The 19,998-nt window shown below is 38.7% G+C and carries 16 protein-coding genes; 11 read left to right on the top strand and 5 right to left on the bottom strand.

Annotated elements, in window-relative coordinates; genetic code table 11:
* Window positions 1-2: 2 nt before the first annotated feature.
* Both PCY70_RS05460 and PCY70_RS05455 read right to left on the bottom strand, forming a co-directional pair.
* Window positions 3-5,783 carry an ATPase, T2SS/T4P/T4SS family gene (locus PCY70_RS05460; RefSeq protein WP_305768727.1) on the bottom strand — a complete coding sequence of 1,927 codons (5,781 nt, stop codon included), beginning with the start codon at window positions 5,781-5,783 and terminating at the stop codon, window positions 3-5.
* A gap of 160 nt (window positions 5,784-5,943) precedes the next feature.
* Window positions 5,944-7,275 (bottom strand): S1C family serine protease, encoded by a 1,332-nt coding sequence (locus PCY70_RS05455; RefSeq protein WP_305768726.1) that lies wholly within the window; start codon window positions 7,273-7,275, stop codon window positions 5,944-5,946.
* A 286-nt stretch (window positions 7,276-7,561) separates the two neighbouring features.
* Between PCY70_RS05455 and spoIIAA the strand changes: the two genes are divergently transcribed.
* Genes spoIIAA through PCY70_RS05440 form a run of 3 tightly spaced genes read left to right on the top strand, consistent with a single transcriptional unit; the run spans window position 7,562 to window position 9,131 of the window.
* A complete protein-coding gene (spoIIAA, locus tag PCY70_RS05450; RefSeq protein ID WP_010165888.1) occupies window positions 7,562-7,903 on the top strand; it encodes an anti-sigma F factor antagonist in 342 nt (113 codons plus the stop codon).
* A gap of 13 nt (window positions 7,904-7,916) precedes the next feature.
* A complete protein-coding gene (gene spoIIAB, locus PCY70_RS05445) occupies window positions 7,917-8,354 on the top strand; it encodes an anti-sigma F factor (RefSeq protein WP_010165886.1) in 438 nt (145 codons plus the stop codon).
* 27 nt (window positions 8,355-8,381) lie between these two features.
* Window positions 8,382-9,131 (top strand): SigB/SigF/SigG family RNA polymerase sigma factor, encoded by a 750-nt coding sequence (locus tag PCY70_RS05440; protein WP_010165884.1) that lies wholly within the window; start codon window positions 8,382-8,384, stop codon window positions 9,129-9,131.
* On the opposite strand, the gene truA is transcribed toward PCY70_RS05440, so the two are convergent.
* Window positions 9,128-9,889, bottom strand: a complete 762-nt coding sequence (gene truA, locus PCY70_RS05435; protein ID WP_305768725.1) for a tRNA pseudouridine(38-40) synthase TruA — start codon at window positions 9,887-9,889, stop codon at window positions 9,128-9,130. The genes PCY70_RS05440 and truA overlap by 4 nt on opposite strands.
* A 25-nt stretch (window positions 9,890-9,914) precedes the next feature.
* Window positions 9,915-10,706, bottom strand: a complete 792-nt coding sequence (locus PCY70_RS05430; RefSeq protein ID WP_010165881.1) for an energy-coupling factor transporter transmembrane component T family protein — start codon at window positions 10,704-10,706, stop codon at window positions 9,915-9,917.
* A 148-nt stretch (window positions 10,707-10,854) separates the two neighbouring features.
* Here PCY70_RS05430 and PCY70_RS05425 point away from each other — a divergent pair, with 148 nt between their 5' ends.
* From PCY70_RS05425 to PCY70_RS05415, 3 genes are all read left to right on the top strand, one after another.
* Window positions 10,855-12,630, top strand: a complete 1,776-nt coding sequence (locus PCY70_RS05425) for an FAD-dependent oxidoreductase (protein ID WP_305768724.1) — start codon at window positions 10,855-10,857, stop codon at window positions 12,628-12,630.
* A gap of 48 nt (window positions 12,631-12,678) precedes the next feature.
* Entirely contained in the window at window positions 12,679-13,143 is a 465-nt protein-coding gene (locus tag PCY70_RS05420) for a C-GCAxxG-C-C family protein (protein ID WP_305768723.1), read from the top strand.
* A 192-nt stretch (window positions 13,144-13,335) separates the two neighbouring features.
* Window positions 13,336-13,824, top strand: a complete 489-nt coding sequence (locus tag PCY70_RS05415) for a C-GCAxxG-C-C family (seleno)protein (protein WP_305768722.1) — start codon at window positions 13,336-13,338, stop codon at window positions 13,822-13,824.
* 5 nt (window positions 13,825-13,829) lie between these two features.
* On the opposite strand, the gene PCY70_RS05410 is transcribed toward PCY70_RS05415, so the two are convergent.
* Entirely contained in the window at window positions 13,830-14,129 is a 300-nt protein-coding gene (locus PCY70_RS05410; protein ID WP_010165875.1) for a hypothetical protein, read from the bottom strand.
* Window positions 14,130-14,296: 167 nt separating this feature from the next.
* Between PCY70_RS05410 and PCY70_RS05405 the strand changes: the two genes are divergently transcribed.
* From PCY70_RS05405 to PCY70_RS05385, 5 genes are all read left to right on the top strand, one after another.
* Window positions 14,297-15,517: an MFS transporter gene (locus tag PCY70_RS05405; protein WP_010165874.1), complete on the top strand. Its 1,221-nt coding sequence runs from the start codon at window positions 14,297-14,299 to the stop codon at window positions 15,515-15,517.
* A 22-nt stretch (window positions 15,518-15,539) separates the two neighbouring features.
* Window positions 15,540-16,715, top strand: coding sequence for a cation:proton antiporter (locus PCY70_RS05400; RefSeq protein ID WP_305768721.1), 1,176 nt, complete (start codon window positions 15,540-15,542; stop codon window positions 16,713-16,715).
* A gap of 51 nt (window positions 16,716-16,766) precedes the next feature.
* Window positions 16,767-17,237: a peptide-methionine (S)-S-oxide reductase gene (locus PCY70_RS05395; protein WP_305768720.1), complete on the top strand. Its 471-nt coding sequence runs from the start codon at window positions 16,767-16,769 to the stop codon at window positions 17,235-17,237.
* Window positions 17,238-17,341: 104 nt separating this feature from the next.
* Complete coding sequence (locus tag PCY70_RS05390; RefSeq protein WP_305768719.1) at window positions 17,342-18,874, top strand: apiosidase-like domain-containing protein; 1,533 nt, start codon at window positions 17,342-17,344, stop codon at window positions 18,872-18,874.
* Entirely contained in the window at window positions 18,874-19,983 is a 1,110-nt protein-coding gene (locus PCY70_RS05385; RefSeq protein ID WP_010165862.1) for a glycoside hydrolase family 117 protein, read from the top strand. Before PCY70_RS05390 ends, PCY70_RS05385 begins: the two co-directional genes overlap by 1 nt.
* Window positions 19,984-19,998 lie beyond the last annotated feature (15 nt).

Below are 19,998 nucleotides of genomic sequence, written 5' to 3'. Positions count from 1 at the left end.
ACCTAAATACCTTCTTCAAAGTTTCCCAATATGTTTTTCGCTTCTTCGATAGAAGTCAATCCCCTCTCCACTAACATCATTGCCTTTTCTCCCAACGTAACCAATCCATTTTCCTTTGCAAACATATATAGGTTTCCTTGCGTATAGTCCATATTTGCTAAATGTACTTTGGGTATCAAAATTTCAAATATTGCCGTTCGTCCCTTATATCCTGTATATCCACACTCTTCACAACCTACTGCAACAAAATACTTTCCTTCCATTTTTTTGCAATGCAAACAAAGCTTTCGCAGCAGTCGCTGGGCAATTACTCCTTTTACAGTCTCTTTAATCATCACCGGCGAAATGTCCATGTCTGTCATCCTATATATAGCACCTGTTGAATTTTCCGTATGCAATGTCGATAAAATCGTATGCCCGGTCAATGCCGCCCTTGTGGCTATCTCTGCCGTACTTTTATCTCTTAACTCACCAATCATCAACACATCTATATCTTGTCGTAAAATTCCTTTTAACGCCTGCTCAAATCCAAAGCCACCTCTGTCGTTGATGTTGACCTGAGTTATTCCCTCTATAATAATTTCTACGGGATCTTCAATAGATACTATATTTACATACTCTGAATTCAGTTCTTGCAAAAAACTCGCCAGCGTTGTACTTTTTCCACTACCAGTTGGTCCTGTTACTATTACCATCCCAGATTTAATCTTTAACAAAGAGTTTACATATTTTAAATCTTCTTTCGAAAATCCCACGTCCATCAATGAAATTACTGCATCTTCATTTTTCCTCAATCTCATAACAATTTTCTCGCCATTAATACTAGGTAGCGTATTCACCCTAATATCATAATTTTGATAGCTTAAATATCCGTCCTGCGTCTCTTTATTGTTAGTAATATCCATATTGGAAAACGTCTTTACTGCATTCACTAATTCCTTCGATATTCCTCTACTAAGATTCTTGATATCTTGCAATCTTCCATCAATCCTGAATCGTATTAAGACATTTTCTCTCATCACTTCCATATGAATATCCGAAGCATTCTCTACAATTGCTTTATCTATCACACTTTGAATTACCGATTTAATTGTAGTATCAGTTTCCAATTCGCCATTGCTATCTAACGTAAACAAATCCTCGCCAACTTCATCTTTCTCCGTATCCACCAAGTCCACTATCTGCGAGTTGCTTTTATAAAATTCATTCATTTTTTTATACGCAATTTCTATCGAGTTTACTGTTGCCACTTGCACCCTCACTCTTCTATGCGCTATCAATTTTAATGTTACAATTTTTTCTAAAATCAGCGGATTGTCCATTGCAATTTCTAAGAGATCGTCATCTTGATATGTTGGAATTATTCTATTACTTATACAATAGGCTGTTACTATCGGCTCTGTTTCAATATCAAATTTAAAAGTTTCATCAAAAGTGACTCCATCAACTTTGTAGTATTCTTGCTTAATCTGCAATAAATCCTCATCATCTATGCAACCATACATTTTCAATAATTTCTCTTCCATCGCAACTGCTGCAATTGTTTCCTCAGTTGCCTCCTCAATTGCCACTTCAAATTTTGGTACCTCAGTTTTTGATGCCGCTTCTGTTATTGTCACTTCTTCTAGTGCCGTTTCTAATATTTCCGCTTCTAGTATTGCCGCATCAGCTATTGCCGCATCAGCTATTGCCGCATCAGCTATTGCCACTTCTGTTATTGCCATTTCAGTTGCCGCTTCAGTTATCACCGCTTCAATTATTTCCGCATCTGTTTTTGCCGCTTCAATTATTTCCACATCTGTTTTTGCCGCATCAGCTATTGCCACTTCAGTTGCCGCTTCTATTATTTCCGCATCTGTTTTTGCCGCATCAGCTATTGCCATTTCAGTTGCCGCTTCAATTATTTCCGCATCTGTTTTTGCCGCTTCTGTTTTTGCCGCATCAGCTATTGCCACTTCAGCTATTGCCACTTCTGTTATTGTCGCTTCGGTTATTGCCGCTTTTATTATTGTCGCTTCTTCTATTGCCGCATCAAGTATTGCCGCTTCTATTATTTCCGCATCTTTTATTGCCGCATCTTTTATTGCCGCTTTTATTACTGCCGCATTAGCTTTTGCCGCATTCATGATTGTCGCATCTAACATTCCCACATCAAGTATTGCCATTTCTAGTACTGCCACATCAGTTTTTTCCGCTTTTATTATTGCCGCTTTTATTTTTACCGCATTAATTTTTGCCGCATTTATTATTGCTGCTTCTAGTATTGCCGTATCTGTTATTGCTGCTTCTATTATTTCCGCTTTTTTTATTGCCGCTTTTTTTATTGCCGCATCAAGTATTGCCTCCTCTATTATTGCCGAATCAATCATTTCCGTTTCTTCTATTGCCGCTTTTTTTATTGCCTCTTTTTTTATTGCCGCTTCTGTTATTGCCACTTCTGTTATTGCCGCTTTTATTATTTCCGCTTCTTCTGTTGCCGCTTCTATTATTGCCGCTTCAATTTTTGCCGCTTCTGTTATTGCCACTTCTGTTATTGCCGCTTTTATTTTTGCCGCTTTTATTTTTGCCGCCTCAATTTTTGCCGCTTCAATTTTTGCCGCTTCAATTTTTGTCGCTTCAATTTTTGTCGCTTCTATTTTTGTCGCATCTGTTATTGCCGCTTTTATTTTTACCGCTTCTGTTTTTGTCGCTTTTATTATTGCCGCTTCTATTATTGTCGCTTCTGTTATTGCCGCTTCAATTTTGGCCGCTTCTATTATTGTCGCTTCTTCTATTGCCGCTTCAATTTTGGCAGCTTCTTCTATTGCCGCTTCTTCTATTGCCGCTTCTTCTATTGCCGCTTCTTCTATTGCCGCTTCTTCTATTGCCGCTTCTTTTATTGCCGCTTCTTCTATTGCCGCTTCTTCTATTGCCGCTTCTTCTATTGCCGCTTCTTCTATTGCCGCTTCTTCTATTGCCGCTTCTTCTATTGCCGCATCAGTTTTTGCCGCATTCATTATTTCCGCCGCATTTTGGACCGCTTTTCTTAATGACGCATCTGTTTTTACCAGATTCATTATTGCCGCATCAGTTTTTCCTACTTCTATTGTTGCCGCATTCATTATTTCCGCCGCATCTTGGACCGCTCTTCTTATTGCCTCTCTCATTATTGCCGCATTTTTTGCCGCATTTTTTGCCGCTTTTGTTTTTGGTGTCTCAGTTTTTGGTGCCACTTCTGTTATTGCCATTTCAGTTTCCGCTTCAGCTATTGCCGCTTCAGCTATTGCCGCTTCTTCTATTGCCGCTTCTGTTTTTGCCGCTTCTGTTTTTGCCACATCTGCTATTGTCGCTTTAATTATTTCCGCCTCTGCTATTGCCGCTTTTCTTAATGCAGCTTTCATCATTGCCTCTTCTTTTTTAATTCTTTCCGCTTCTAGTATTGCCGCTTCTTTTTTAATTCTTTCCGCTTCTGTTTTTGCCGCTTCTATTTTTGCCATTTCTGCTATTGCCGCTTTTTTTAATGCCGCTTTCATTATTGCCGCATCTATTTTTGCCGCTTTCATCATTGCCTCTTCTTTTTTAATTCTTTCCGCTTCTATTTTTGCCGCTTCTATTTTTGCCGCTTCTATTTTTGCCACTTCTGCTTTTGCCATTTTAGTTGCCGCTTCAGCTATTGCCGCTTCTATTTTTGCCACTTCAGCTAATGCCGCTTTCATCATTGCCTCTTCTTTTTTAATTCTTTCCGCTTCTATTTTTGCCGCTTCTGCTTTTGCCGCATCTATTTTTGCCACTTCTGCTTTTGCCATTTTAGTTGCCGCTTCAGCTATTGCCGCTTCTATTTTTGCCACTTCAGCTAATGCCGCTTTCATCATTGCCTCTTCTTTTTTAATTCTTTCCGCTTCTATTTTTGCCGCTTCTGCTTTTGCCGCATCTATTTTTGCCACTTCTGCTTTTGCCATTTTAGTTGCCGCTTCAGCTATTGCCGCTTCTATTTTTGCCACTTCAGCTAATGCCGCTTTCATCATTGCCTCTTCTTTTTTAATTCTTTCCGCTTCTGTTTTTTCCGCTTCTGTTTTTTCCACTTCTGTTATTGCCATTTCAGTTGCCGCTTCAGCTATTGCCGCTTCTGTTTTTGTCGCTTCAGCTATTGCCGCTTTTATTTTTGCCACTTCTGTTTTTGTCATTTCAGTTGCCGCTTCAGCTATTGCCGCTTTAATTTTTGTCACTTCTGTTTTTGCCATTTCAGTTGCCGCTTCAGCTATTGCCACTTTAATTTTTGCCACTTCTGCTATTGCCGCTTTTCTTAATGCCGCTTTAATTTTTGCCACTTCTGCTTTTGCCGCTTTTCTTAATGCCGCTTTCATCATTGCCTCTTCAGCTATTGCCGCTTCTGTTTTTGCCGCTTCTGTTATTGCCATTTCAGTTGCCGCTTCAGTTATTGCTGCTTCTACTATTTCCACTTCAGCTATTGCCGCTTCTACTGTTGCCGCTTCCATTATTGCCTCTTCTGTCATTGCCGCTTTTATTATTTCCGCTTCTACTGTTGCCGCTTCCATTATTGTCGCTTCAATTTTTGCCGCATCTGCTTTTGTCACTTCTGTTATTGCCGATTTTATTATTGCCGCATTTGTTCTTGCCGCTTTTATTATTGCCGCTTTTATTGTTGTCGTATCTGTTTTTACCGCTTCAATTTTTGAAGCTTCTATTATTGACTCATCAATTTTTGCCGCTTTTGTTATTGCCGCTTTTATTATTGTCGCTTCAATTTTTGTCGCTTTTGTTATTGCCGCTTTTATTATTGCCGTTTTTGTCATTGCCTCTTCAATTATTTCCGCTTTTTTTATTGCCGCTTCTGTTATTGCCTCATCTGTCATTGACTTTTTTAGTATTGTCACTTCTGCTAGTGCCGCTTCCATTATTGCCACTTCAATTTTTGTCGCATCTGTTTTTGCCACTTTTGTTATTGCCGCTTTTATTACTGCCGCATTTATTTTTGCCGCTTTTATTATTGCCGCTTCGATTATTGCCGTATCTGCTATTGCCGCTTCAATTTTTGTCGCTTCTATTATTTTCGCATCAATTTTTGTCGCTTTTGCTATTATCGCTTTTATTTTTGCCGCATCTGTTTTTACCGTACCTGTTATTGCCGCTTCGATTATTGCCGTATTTGTTATTGCCGCTTCAATTTTTGCCGCTTTTATTGTTTCCGCTTTTATTATTGCCTCTTCTATTGTTGTCTCCTTCGTTTTTTGAGTCACTCCTGCTATTGCCATCTCTGTTATTGCCTCCTCTGCTATTGCCTCTTCTGCTATTGCCTCTTCTGCTATTGCCTCTTCTGCTATTGCCTCTTCTGCTATTGCCTCTTCTGCTATTGCCTCTTCTGCTATTGCCTCTTCTGCTATTGCCTCTTCTGCTATTGCCTCTTCTGCTATTGCCGCTTCTGTCATTGCCGCTTCTACTGTTGCCGCTTCTACTGTTGCCGCTTCAATTTTTGCCGCTTCTGTCATTGCCTCTTCTACTGTTGTCTCTTCTACTGTTGCCGCTTCTGTCATTGCCTCTTCTGTCATTGCCGCTTTTATTATTTTCGCCTCTGCTATTGCAGCTTTAATTATTACCTCTTTAATCATTGCCTCTTCTTTTGTTATTACCTCCTCCGTTTTTGGTGCTTCAATTTTTAATGTCGCAGTTTTTTTTGTCATAGTTTTTGCTACTATAGTTTTTGCTATCGCCGCTATCTTTGCCATTGCAGTTTTTACTACAGAAGTTTTTCCTCTTTCCTTAGTTGCGTTCTCTTTCCAATACATATCTTTTCCTCCTATCTATTTAATATCACATGTTTTGTATAAGAGTATCGCCTATAAAAATTTTTTTTATACAGTTTATTCAAAAATTTATTATTTTTTTTTGCACATTAAAAAAAACTGCCACTCCAACTTATGCCGGGGTGACAGTTCTCTATTTTTATTACCATCCAAACGGAAAAATTTGATTCGGAACTGGTATTTCTTTCTTTTCTGGCTGAGGCATTTCTTCTGTTATTGCAGGCTGCTCTACTTCTGTTAATGTCAAGTTTAGATCCATACTTTCTCCAGATCTTGACAATCTCACCACCACTTGATCTCCAACTTCTTTGCCTTTTAATAACTCTCTCAATTCTTCTATACTAGTAATTTTTACACCATCAAATTCTAAGATTATATCATGTTGCTTCATTCCTCCAATATCTGCCGCGCTTCCAGGTACAACGCTCGCTACATATACTCCCACCGGTATCTCAAATTGCGCAATATCCTGCGTCATCGTTGCACCAGTTATTCCTAACGATGGTCTAATAATTCGTCCATGTTCTACTAGCTCATCTACTATTATCTTTACATCGTTAATCGGTATTGCAAATCCCATTCCTTCTACTTTATCATCCACCAATTTAATCGTATTGATTCCTATTACCTCTCCCGAAGGCCCTATCAACGCACCTCCGCTATTTCCCGGATTTATTGCAGCATCAGTTTGGATCAATCTCATTTCACTCTCTGCACTTACATCTATTGTTCGATTTATGGCACTTATTATTCCCGCCGTTACCGTATTATTATATGCCTCGTCCAACGGCGTTCCAATCGCGATCGCTAGATCTCCAACACGTATCTGATCGCTATCTCCCAGCGGCGCAATTGATATTTTATTTATCAACTCCACCGGTACCTCTTTTTTATCTACCGAAATCACGGCAACATCAGTTAACGAATCCATACCTACTACTTCTGCGCTCACCTTTTCATTTCCTATAAATGTTACAGTCAGCGTCTCTGCCCCTTCGACCACATGAGCATTGGTGATAATATAAATTTTTTCGTCATCCTCTTTAAAAATTACTCCAGAGCCCAGCCCCGAAGCCTGATATTCCATAATCCAATTGGTTACAGACTGATTATTAATAATAGAAACAATAGACGGTCCTACATTTTCTGCTATTTGCGTAATAGTATTCGGAGCCGTCATTGCTGCAACAACAGGGGTTAGTTTTGGTTCTATAATATCCGCAGTTTTAATTGGTCCCGCTATTTTGGCGTCTACAAGACTTTGTTGCGTTAAGTAATCATTCAAAAAAGCATATGAACCTCCTGCAACGCCTCCACCCACAATGCTAACCACTACCATGCCTGCAACAAATTTTAAAAACCCCATTCCATTATTATTGTTGCTTTTATTATTTGTATCGTTATCATCTAAAAATATATTATCATCATTATTATTTAAGTTATGTTGATTATTACTATCATCATTGTTTATCATTAAAATTCCTCCCACTCTATATCTTGTTTTATAATACAAAGTATATCCAAAAAATGTGAAAATCATATGTTGACTTAATATGTTTATTCACAACATTTACAATTTATCCAACATTTGTATATTGTTATTCTTAATTTTATGGGCAAGCTATTTATATCGCAAAATCTTTTACTTTTTTTACGAAATTGACAAATTATACGAAATTTATCAAAATTGTTTGACATTTAATGGAAACTAGTTTATAATTCTAATGACAAACAAAATTATACAATGGAGGTTGCAACACATGTGCCTTGAAGCTCAAATTAATAAAAATACTTTATTTATAAATTTAGACGGTGAAATCGATCATCACACCTCTACCGGTATTAGAAGCGAAATTGACAAATTATATGATTCATCTCGAATTAGTAATATAATATTTAATTTTGAAAACGTTACCTTTATGGACAGTTCTGGCGTTGGACTTTTGATGGGTCGTTTTAGAAATGTAACTATTAGTGGTGGCCGTGTTGCGCTTGTTAGGGTTCCAAAGGAGATTGACAAAATTTTAAACATTTCTGGAATATACAAACTAATGAATAAATTTGACGATGAAGAGAAGGCTCTTAATCATCTTCAAAGATAATAAGGAGGGTAAAATGACTACAAACTACCTAGACATGAATTTTCAAAGTATTAGTAGAAATACTTCTTTTGTACGAGCAACAATCGGAGCTTTTTTATCTTCCTTAGATCTCAATATGGAAGAATTATATGATATCAAAATGGCAGTTTCCGAAGCTGTCACTAATGCTATTCTTCATGGCTACAAAAATGATCCTCACCAATTAGTTCAACTAACTTGCTCATATCAAGAATCTCAAACTCATTTTGATATTACTATAACAGTTACTGATACCGGAGCCGGAATAACTAATATTGATCAAGCACGTCAAGCCATGTTTACAACATCTGAAGATGCTGAACGTGCCGGTCTTGGCTTCACTGTTATGGAAACAATCATGGACGCAGTAGAAATTTCGTCAAAAGTAGATGTCGGTACAACAGTCACTCTACATATGACTGTTCAAAAGTAGAGACCATAAGAAGAACGGAGGTAGAAAATGGATACTCAAACAACCAATGAACAAATGGAAAAAACAAGGCTTCTCATCTTGAAAGCACAAGGTGGCGACATTAGTGCCAAAGAATTACTTGTTGAGCAAAACTTAGGACTTGTTTGGAGTCTTGTAAAACGTTTTACAAATCGTGGCTATGACTTAGACGATTTATTTCAAGTTGGTAGCATTGGGCTTTTAAAAAGCATTGAGAAGTTTGATCTAAAATATCCTGTTGCATTTTCTACTTATGCCGTACCAATGATTGTTGGAGAAATCAAACGTTTTCTAAGAGATGACGGTCTTATTAAAGTAAGTCGAAGCCTCAAGGATCTAGCATCTAAGGCTCGTAATGTAAAAGAAGATTTTCAAAGACAAGAAAATCGTGAGCCTACTCTCAAAGAAATCTCCGATATTCTAAATGTACCATGCGAAGAAATTGCAGTATCACTCGAGGCAAATATGGAGGTTGAATCTCTCAATGCTGTCGTAAATCCCAACAGCAGTGCTACTATTACTCTTGCCGAAAAAATAGATCAATCTCCCGATGAGCAAAAGAATATTTTTGAAAATATATATCTAAAAGAAATAATTAAAACGCTATCTAGTGTTGAACGACAAATTGTTAACTACAGATATTTTGAAGATTTAACGCAATTAGAAATAGCAAATAGACTGGGAGTTTCTCAAGTCCAAATTTCTCGAATCGAAAAACGTGTTCTAGAAAAACTTCGCCAGTCTATCGGCAATAATTAATATTCTACTCCAATCATAGTGAGTCCCGATGCAGGTGCAGTTTTGCCTGCATTTTTTCTTTCTCGCATTTCCAAGATTTTTGCTATAGGCATTCCTCTCCCTAGCCCCTTATCTATCAAAGTTCCTGCTATAATTCTCACCATATTATATAAAAATCCATCTCCTGTAACATCGATTTTTATAATCTCATCATCTCCCCTCGCCACCACAATATCAAAAATTGTACGCTCCGTAGATGACCCCTTTTTTAGAACATTCGACTTTGCTGCACAAAAGGCTCTAAAATCGTGTGTTCCCACCAGCTCTGATGCAGCTACCTTCATTTCTTCAACATCCAATTTATGAGGAAAGTGATATACAAATTCTGCGACAAATGGACAGGACACTGTTGTATTCAAAATTTGATACCTATACATTTTACGCTTTCCAGAAAAAGTTGGATGAAATCCTTCTTCGGCATCTTCAATAGACTTTATTACAATATCAACTGGCAACTTATTGTTTAAAGCAAGCAACAATCCCGAGTTACCAATTTGCGTATCTATATTTGCTATACACACCTGAGCCAATGCATGAACGCCCGCATCAGTGCGACCGGCACCCACTATTCTCACTTGCTGTTGCGTAATTTTTTCGATTGCTAGCTCCAGCTCCGCTGATATAGTTTGAATGCCCGAGCCTACAACTTTGTCGCCCGCCTGCCTTGCAAATCCATTATAACGGGTGCCTTTGTAGGCCACAATAAATTTTTTATTCAATACACTCACCATTTTCATTTATATTTTATAGCAACCAGCAGAGTACTCCAAATATCAGTGTCGCCACAATCGCTATTCCATCAGATCTTTGATATCTCAGAGGATTTAGCTTTGTCCTGCCCGCTCCTCCATGGTAGCAACGAGCCTCCATCGCCATCGCTAGCTCATCTGCTCTCGTAAATGCAGAAATAAATAATGGCACCAATATCGGAATATATGCTTTCGCTCTTTTTATAATATTTCCTTTGTCAAACTCTGCCCCCCTTGCTGTTTGCGCTTTCATTATCTTGTCTGTTTCTTCTAGCAAAATTGGAATAAATCTTAATGCAATACTCATCATCATCGCAATTTCATGGGCTGGTACACCAATTTTTTTAAACGGGCTCAACAAGCTCTCTATTCCATCTGTTAATCTAATTGGCGATGTCGTTAATGTTAATACTGATGAACCAACTACCAACAATATTAATCGAAGACCCATTTGTATCGCCATCAAAATTCCTTCTTTATATATTTTTACAAAGCCCCACTGAAATAACAGCGTTTCGCCTCCAACAAAAAACACATTCAAAATTACCGAAAACATCAAAAAGATCATAATTCCTTTTAAACCTTTAAGCAAATATTTCATTGGCACATTACTAGCTTTAACAGTTAAAAACAATCCCACCAGTATAAATCCATACCCCCAAAAGGTATCCACCATAAATACTGCCGCAATATAGATAAATACCATTATAATTTTTGTTCGAGGGTCAAGTGAATGGATTGCTGATTGCACTGGATAAAATTGTCCTATTGTGATATCACGAACCATTGTTACGCCTCCTACTATATATTTTTTTCTTATGCACATTATAACAAAAAAAAGCACAAATTGTATACAAGTAAATTTTGACTTGTTTTACTTGGTAAAATATGTTATTATCTAATTTGTACAAAAATTTTTAATTTGGAGGTAAGTCATGATAAAAGTCACTAAGCAATTTGATTTTGTAGTTATTGGCGGAGGAATTTCCGGATTATGTATGGCCATATCTGCCGCACGAAACGGTGTTAATACTGCCTTAGTTCAAAACAGATCTATGCTAGGAGGAAACGCAAGTAGCGAAATGCGCGTGCATGTAAACGGTGCCGAGCGTGGCGGAAACTTTAGAAATGCTCTCGAATCCGGAATCATCATGGAAATTTTAATGGCAAATAAAAATGTAAATCCAGAAAGCTCATATCATATCTGGGATACTGTACTTTGGGAAAAAGCTAAGTTTCAAGAAAATCTCGAATTATTTTTAAATACCAATGCATTTGATCTTGTAGTCGAAGATAATAAAATTACTAAAGTAATTGCAGTACAAAATACTACCGAAATCGAATTTACACTTGAAGCAAAATACTTTGCCGATACAACTGGTGATGGCACAATTTCTGCAATGGCAGGTGCGGACTTTACCATTGGCCACGAAGCTCGCTCAACATACAACGAGTCTCTTGCACCAGAAGAAGCAAACAACCATGTTATGGGTAGCTCTTGCCTATTCTCCATGAAAGATGCCGGCGTTAAAAGTCCTTTCAAACGTCCTGAATGGGCATATGAATATACACGCGAAATGCTTGGCAAACGTGGCATTCCAGAGCTTACTCATGGATACTGGTGGATAGAACTTGACGGTGAAATTTCTGAAACAGAAGATATTAAGACTGAACTTATGAAATATTTGTACGGTGTATTTGATTATATAAAAAATAGTGACCATTTTCCTAAGGAGCAAACAGAAAATCTTGTAATAGATTGGATTAGCTCCATTGCAGGTAAGCGCGAATCTAGAAGAGTTTATGGCGATTATGTGTTAAACCAAAATGATATCGATAAGTCTGTAAGATTTGCAGATGCGGTAGCATATGGCGGATGGACAATGGACGACCACTCTGTTGGAGGCATCAAATCTATTAACCCTCAGGAGCGCGGAACTATCTGGCATCCTATCAACGATATTTATACAATTCCTTATCGTTCCATCTATAGCAGAAATATCAATAACCTATATATCGGCGGTCGATGCTTTAGTGCTTCTCATATGGCCCTTAGCTCTGCTCGTGTTATGGCAACCGGAGCCACTATGGGTCAAGCTGCCGGAGTTGCAGTTGCTATTGCGCTTCGCGAAAATATTTCTCCAAGAGAAGTCGGTCAAAAATATATCGATGAGCTACAACAAAGGCTTATTCGCGACGACTGCTATATTCCTGGCATTCCAGCAAGAGACGACTACGACCTTGTCAAAAAAGACCAGGTAACAATCACAGCATCTTCTAGTATACCAGGCGGCGAAGCTACAAATATCAATGGCGACTATGCTAGACGAGTTGACGACGTTCAAAACTGCTGGATCTCGGCTGAAATGACTAGCGATGAGTGGATCAATATTGACTTTGGCAAATCCATCTCTGCAAGAGAAGTTGTCTTGCGATTCGACCCTAACTTTAGCTGCACACTAATTCCAACTCAATCTTATAGAACCAGAGCAAGGCAACCAATTCACATGCCTCTAGTTTTAGTAAAAGATTATGTTTTGCTTTGCGAAAAAGATGGCAACGTTGTAAAAGAAATCGTAGTTAACGACAACTTTCAACGCCTCAACAAACTTGATGTCAGTGGCATTGATTTTGACACCCTAAAAGTAGTTGTTAAATCAACTTATGGTGACAAGCATGCAAGAATTTTTGATATAAGAGTTTATGAATAATCCGCAAAAAGGTATTATTTTCCTTAATTTTGAAAGGAGTATATTTTAATGACAAGCCAAGCTATAAACCTTTCACAAATTCGCAAAACTGCTACTCAATATTATTCAGACGCAGATTTCTATTGCTCCGAAGCCATCATCAAAACCATCCGTGATGCATTCGAGATTGATATGCCCGACCAGATTATTGCAATGGCGTCAGGTTTTCCACAAGGCATCGGCACTGCTGGTTGCACATGCGGCGCAATATCTGGTGGCGTTATGGCTCTCGGAATGGTTTTTGGACGCACCGAAGCAAAGGGTACAGAAGTTACGCATACAATGGCGCTAGCCCAAGAATTACATGATAGCTTTCGTGCCAAAAACAAAGTCACTTGCTGTCGCATATTAATACGCAACCTAGAATATGGTAGTCCAGAACATGTTCAGCAATGCGCTAGATTTACCGGTGAAATGGCATACGAAACCGCAAAAATTATCTGCCGTGAAAAAAATATTCCTACTACAGAGTAATATATACGCTAGTAATATATACAGGACCTTTGCTTATGCATAGGTCCTTTTTACATAAAATATGCTTATCTAGCAGTTTTTTTTACAATTTTAATCATATGTTATTTCATTCATACATACATATACTTTATTATTCCTTTCTGCTTTCGCCATAACGTACATGTTTATATTTAATCTTAAAGGAGAATGTTCATGACAAATCAAACTATCAAACTTTCACAAGTTTATGAAGCTGCTAACTACTATTATTCTACTTCTGATTTTTATTGTGCTGAAGCCATCATCAAAACCATCCGAGATACGTTCGAAATCGACATATCAGACCAAATTATTACACTGGCAACGGGGTCTTCTAAAGGTATTAGCCATGCCGGATGCACATGTATTGCAATATCTGGTATAGTTATGGCTCTCGGAATGGTCTTTGACCGCACCGACACAATAGATGCTGATGTTTCTTATACACTAGACTTAGCTCAAAAATTACATGATCGCTTCTGTTCACAACACCCACTTCCTTGCCATCATATATCAATACGCGATCTAGATCCTAATCTCAACACTCATACTCAACAATGCATTCACTTTACCTGCGAGATAGCCTGTGAAATTACACGGATTATTTGCCGTGATAAAAATATTTCTATCATCGATAACATCAATGCAGATTATTTTATCTAAATTCCCTAATTTTGGAATTTAATTTTTACATAGATATACACTACTATAAATAGTACCCCTATAAACAACAGACTAGTTAGATTCGAATTTAATGTTTGCCCAAATGTCCATCCAAACAACGAACTTATCGTATTTAACATCAAATTCAGCGTATACAATGGTAGTGTATACAGACATGTTTTCTCAATAATTTTTCTTTCCTTCTCTGTTCCACCCTTCAAAATCATCACAAACATGAATATAGCAGGTGACATCGCTAGTAGTAGCATTAATAATAATGGGGTCATTCCAATCAATTCTGACATATCAACCTCCAATACATTTTTATATTTAGCTTATCCAAATCTCTAAAATTTATTAGCCCACAAAATTTATTAGCATTTAATCTATTTAATTTATGTCAGTTATGTTACAATAAAATTTGCTTTTACAGAGCACTGCAATATATTTTAAAAATCAGAAGGAGATTATTATGGAAAAGTTAAAGAAACCACTTATGATTTATGTCACTATCGTTGCGTTAAGCGCATTAGCACTTGGGTTCAGTGACCAAATATTTTCTAACTACTACAAAGATGCCTATAACGCCACCGCCGAGATGCGAGGATTTATCGAATTTCCGCGGGAGCTTCCTGGTGTATTGTGCATCGTACTTATTGCTGCATTGTCCTTTATAGGAGATATCCGAATGGCCATCGTTGCCCATATCCTAAGCTTTATAGGCATTATAGCTCTGGCATTCCTTACCCCCGACTTTAACGTTATGCTTATCTTTTTATTTATCAACTCTGTCGGAATGCACATGTTTTTTCCATTGGTTGATGGCATCGGTATGAGCCTAATTGATGATAGCAATGTGGGAAAAAAAATGGGGCAGTTTAAAGGTGTCAACACCGCTTTTGTATTTTTGGCCAGCCTAACTGTATTTTTGGGCTTTCGATACGACATCTTTTCGTTCACCACTCCTATCAAATTAATTTTTCTTCTTAGCGGAATATTGTGTTTTATAATTATTCTTTTATTTGTCGCTCTAAACAAAATGGTACATACTCCAGTTAAAAAACGTGAATTAAAAATTAAATTTAAGAAAGAATATAAGTATTACTATACACTTGCTATTATGAATGGTGTACAAAAGCAAATCGTAATTGTATACGGTCCCTGGGTTCTTATCGAAATTCTGGGTCAGCAAACCGATTCTGTAGCCTTAATCGGAATGTTTGGCGCCTTAATTGGCATTTTCTTTATCCCTCTTCTTGGCAAATGGATCGATAAATATGGTGTTCGCAAAATGCTCTTCTTGGACGCACTCTCTTTTATTGCAATATATTTAATATACGGTTTACTCAGCGGTGGTTTTGTCTCCGGTACCATTCCACAAACAGGATTTTTTATTGGTCTCGCCATCGCTATTCTAGTTTTAGATAAAGTTTCCATGCAAATGGCCATCATCCGCACCGTTTATCTCAAGAGTATCGCTCTCGACAGTGCCGATATCACTCCCACAATTTCTCTCGGTATTAGCATGGACCATATCGTAACTATCATTTGCGCTGCCGCAAGCGGTATTATCTGGGAACAATACGGCCCTCAATATATCTTCTATCTTGCTGCAGCCTTCTCATTCATTAATCTCTATGTCGCGTTCAAAGTACGAGACAATATCGCCGATACAGAGTCGCTAAGTGCATAGCCAGAAAGGGTGAATCACCAAGATGTTAACCTCCGTTGCTTATATTTTTTTATTTGGATTACTAGGCTCCGTCGCATCAAAATTTTTGAAGATTCCTTCACTTGTTGGAATGTTGTTTGCTGGCATTTTGATCGGCCCCTACGCATTAAATTTGCTAGACCCCTCGATGCTCTCAATTTCTGCCGACCTCAGAACTTTTGCTCTAATTATCATCTTAATCAAAGCCGGGCTATCTCTCAAAATTTCCGATATCAAACAAGTGGGGCGACCAGCTTTATTTATGTCGTTTGTCCCTGCCACATTTGAAATTATATCATATGTCATCTTTGCAACACTCATTTTGGACCTCAGTTTGTTAGAAGGAGCGCTTCTCGGTGCGGTACTTGCTGCAGTTTCTCCTGCAGTTGTTGTTCCGCGAATGACTGCACTAATCGAAGAAGGATACGGCGATCGCACCAAAATTCCTCAGCTCATTACAGCCAGCTCGTCTTGCGATGATATTTTTGTAATCGTTTTATTCTCATCTTTTTTGGGTGCACTAGAAACTGGTGCCGCTCTCAGCTTTACATCATTGATCGACGTACCCATTTCTATTGTATTGGGCATAGTTGTTGGAGCAACATTCGGGTTCATCCTAGCGTTAATCTTCAAAAAATTTAGCATTCGCAACACAATCAAAATTATCGTCATCATCAGCTGCTCCTTCTTACTCCTCCAAATCGAAAATACTTTCGAGAATGTTGTACAAATTTCTGGATTAATCGGTGTCATGAGCCTCAGCATTGTTCTCAAAAATCGCCTCAAAGACGAGACCGCTCTCAATCTCAGTAAAATGGTTTCCAAGCTATGGGTTGCCTTTGAGCTCTTGCTTTTCGTATTGGTTGGCGCAACAGTCAACATAGAATATACCATCCAAGCGGGTTTTGGTGCTCTAATTTTAATCGCTATCGGCTTAGTCTTTCGCAGCTGCGGCGTATTCGTTGCACTTCTGGGCACCAAATTAACCAAAAAAGAGAAGCTCTATTGTGCAGCAAGCTACATTCCAAAAGCAACAGTTCAGGCGGCCATCGGGGGCGTTGCCTTAGCGGCGGGGCTTAGTTGCGGAGAAGTGGTCCTATCGGTTAGTGTCATCGCGATCATAATTACGGCTCCGCTCGGTGCCATCCTAATCGACAAACTCAAAAACTGGATAGCATAAATCTCGGCTATCGTTGCCTCGGCAAAATTAATCACGAAAGGAAGTCTAATAATGGAAACAATATATTTCGCTGGCGGTTGCTTATGGGGTGTTCAAGCATTCATCAAAACATTGCCCGGAGTCATAACTACCGAAGCGGGTCGAGCCAATGGCACTGCTAATACGCTCGATGCCGCATATGATGGGTATGCCGAATGCGTCAAAACTACCTTTGATCCCCATATTGTTGATCTGCCTCAATTAATGAGCTACTTTTTTGAAATCATAGATCCATATAGCCTAAATAAGCAAGGCATAGATGTCGGTCCTAAATATAGAACTGGCGTATATAGCGTCGATGCGCAACACCTGGCTGCCGCAAAAACATTTATCGCAAACAGAAGCGATGCCTCACAAATTGCTGTTGAAGTATTGCCCTTAACCAACTATATCGCCAGCGCCACCGAGCATCAGGACAGACTCGACCATTATCCAAATGATTATTGCCACATACCTTCAGCATTGTTATCTAAGTATAAATAGTTCGGTTGATGCCCAGCTTTATTTAACTGCACGGTTGACAAGTCAAAACTTAATTAATATAATTAAATCTGTAATTATTCTTTATTATCAGAAAGGACGATATTTTGGAACTCAGACGATATGAAGTATTTGACTTAACGTTTATTGCCAGTTTTGATCTAGATCCATTCTGCGAACTCAATTTCTATGCAGAAGTCTATCAAGAGAACGCTCTTTGTAAAAAGGTTCACGGATTCTATAACGGCAATAACGAATTTATAATTCGACTAAGCTTTGACACAACTGGGCATTACCATTACAAGACTTTTTCTAATATTACAGAACTTGCAAACAAAGAAGATGCAATTATAGTTCATGACAATGCAACATTAAAGGGTCCTATATGCCTATCTTCAACAACAAAAAATCGTTTATTCTATCAAGATGGTTCATCCTACAATTTACTTGCGTTCGAATGCGACTGGCTTTTTACAGTTGGTTACAACGAAGAGGGCCACAAACCCGAGCGTCTTATCCAGTATTTTGCCGATAACAACATCAACCAGGTCATCATGAACGTCTACGCAAATGATTTACGCTGGGGTGGCGAAGGCTGGGAAACCGGCGATGGCATAAAAGCTGAGCACAAGCAGGGTGCGCGTGAAGATATCTTTCCATTCCTAGGCAGTAATAGTAATCCAGATTTTTCTGCCATCAATGTTGATTTCTTTAAGCATCTAGATAGAATTATTCACCTGCTCAATAACCACAATATTGTTTCGCATCTAATGATTTATGTATGGAATAAAAAGGTAAATTGGCCAGATGCCTATACCGATTCTGACAATATGTATTTTGATTATGTTATTAAGCGATACCAGGCTTTTCCAAATATTCTATGGGACGTTAGCAAAGAAGCTCTCAGCTACGGCAGATGCGATTCCAATTATCTACTCGACAGAATCTTGCGCCTCAAACAACTCGATTCATATAGCAGGCTCCTTACTGTCCACGACTTTGGCTTCTGCAACAAATACAGCGACCTACTAGATATTATTTCAGTACAGAATTGGAAAACCGACATCAACTTCGTAACTAATAATATTACCAATAAATATAAACACAAGCCAGTACTCAATCTTGAACACGGCGGCTACGAAAGAGGTCCTTATAGCATTTTCGATGGCAATTACAACGACCCAAAAGTTTGCCTCCGCCGAAACTACGAAATCATGTTTGCCGGTGCGTATAGCGCATATTATTGGCAGCCGCTTTCTTGGAGCGTTACACTTATGCCTTGGGAAAGTGACCCCGAACCTCATTTTGATTACTATAAACATCTTGGCGACTTTTTTAAAAAATATGATTACGCTGAGTTTACAAAAAAAGAGGGATTTCCTTTCCATATCAACGGAGGTTTCTCATTAATGAACAACACCAACGATACGCTACTTACGTATCTTCCAAAGGAGCACTGCGCTCTCGGCATCAACACCGTACGACACAGCAACTCTGGCAACTATTGCTTCTTTAATACTATTACCGGTCAATATAGCGAACAGCAACGCATCGAATTTGTCAAGTTTAATAGATTTTTTAACCCATTCGATGAAGATTGTATTTTGATTTTAAAATTTGATTTAAAGGAGAGTATATAATGGAAAAGAAAATGAGTACCGCAACCAAGCGCGCAATCGAAGGCAAATACTTTGAAGGGGGAAATGATTGGTTCACTTATTTTAGATATCGTCCTCTCAAAGGAGATTTGGCACCAGAACAAGGAGTTGTCCGCCGCGATCCTTCTAGTGTAATTTTAGTAGACGGGACATACTACGTATACTATACAAAATCGACTGGCGAATGGTTTGGTGCGGATATAAATAAGCCAGAACAAAAGTCGTTTCCTTGGGACTATGCCGAAGTATGGTATTCGACTAGCAAAGATGGAATTACCTGGAAAGAAGAGGGTGTTGCAGCTGGCTTGGGAGCACCGGGTTCATACGACGAGCGAAGCGTATTTACTCCAGAAATCTTGGCGCACGAAGGCAAATATTACCTCACCTACCAATGCGCAACATCTCCTCATCTTCACAGAACCCGTCACTGTATCGGAATGAGTATTGCAGACAATCCAAACGGTCCATTTATCAAATTGGCAGAACCAATTTTACGACCATCAGACGGCGGAGAATGGTATGGCGATGATGACAACCGCTTTAGAGTTCTCAAAAAAGGTGATTTCGACAGTTGCCAAGTACACGACCCATCGCTCCATTACTACAAAGGTAAATTTTATCTATACTACAAAGGCGAAACCATGGGCGAAGAAATTTTTCGAGGTGGACGCGAAATCAAGTGGGGCGTTGCCATTGCGGACAAAATCGAAGGGCCATATGTAAAAAGCGAATATAATCCAATTTCCAACAGTGGGCACGAGCCTTGCTTATGGGAATACGATGGTGGAATGGCGGCATTGGTGACCTCCGACGGAATGGAGAAAAATACTATTCAATACGCCAAAGACGGAATCAACTTTGAAATCATGAGCTCTGTCTCCAGATGGGAAGGTGTTCCACATGCTGCGGGGCCATTCAGATCCGATCCTGCTACTCACAAAAAGCCTCTCGACGGACTTAGCTGGGGAATTTGCATGACACCTGCAGGACTTAAATACGATCATCTGCTTAGATTTGATCTAAATAGAGCTGGCATCGAGCACACCAATGCAAGCCATGCCGAAATGAAAGAAATTCTCAAAAATCAATAGTTATCTGGGCTGAAT

This window comes from Candidatus Epulonipiscium viviparus (assembly GCF_030708075.1).
In the GTDB taxonomy this organism is placed as follows: Bacteria; Bacillota; Clostridia; order Lachnospirales; family Cellulosilyticaceae; genus Epulonipiscioides; species Epulonipiscioides viviparus.
This window is presented reverse-complemented; position numbering and strand designations above follow the sequence as displayed.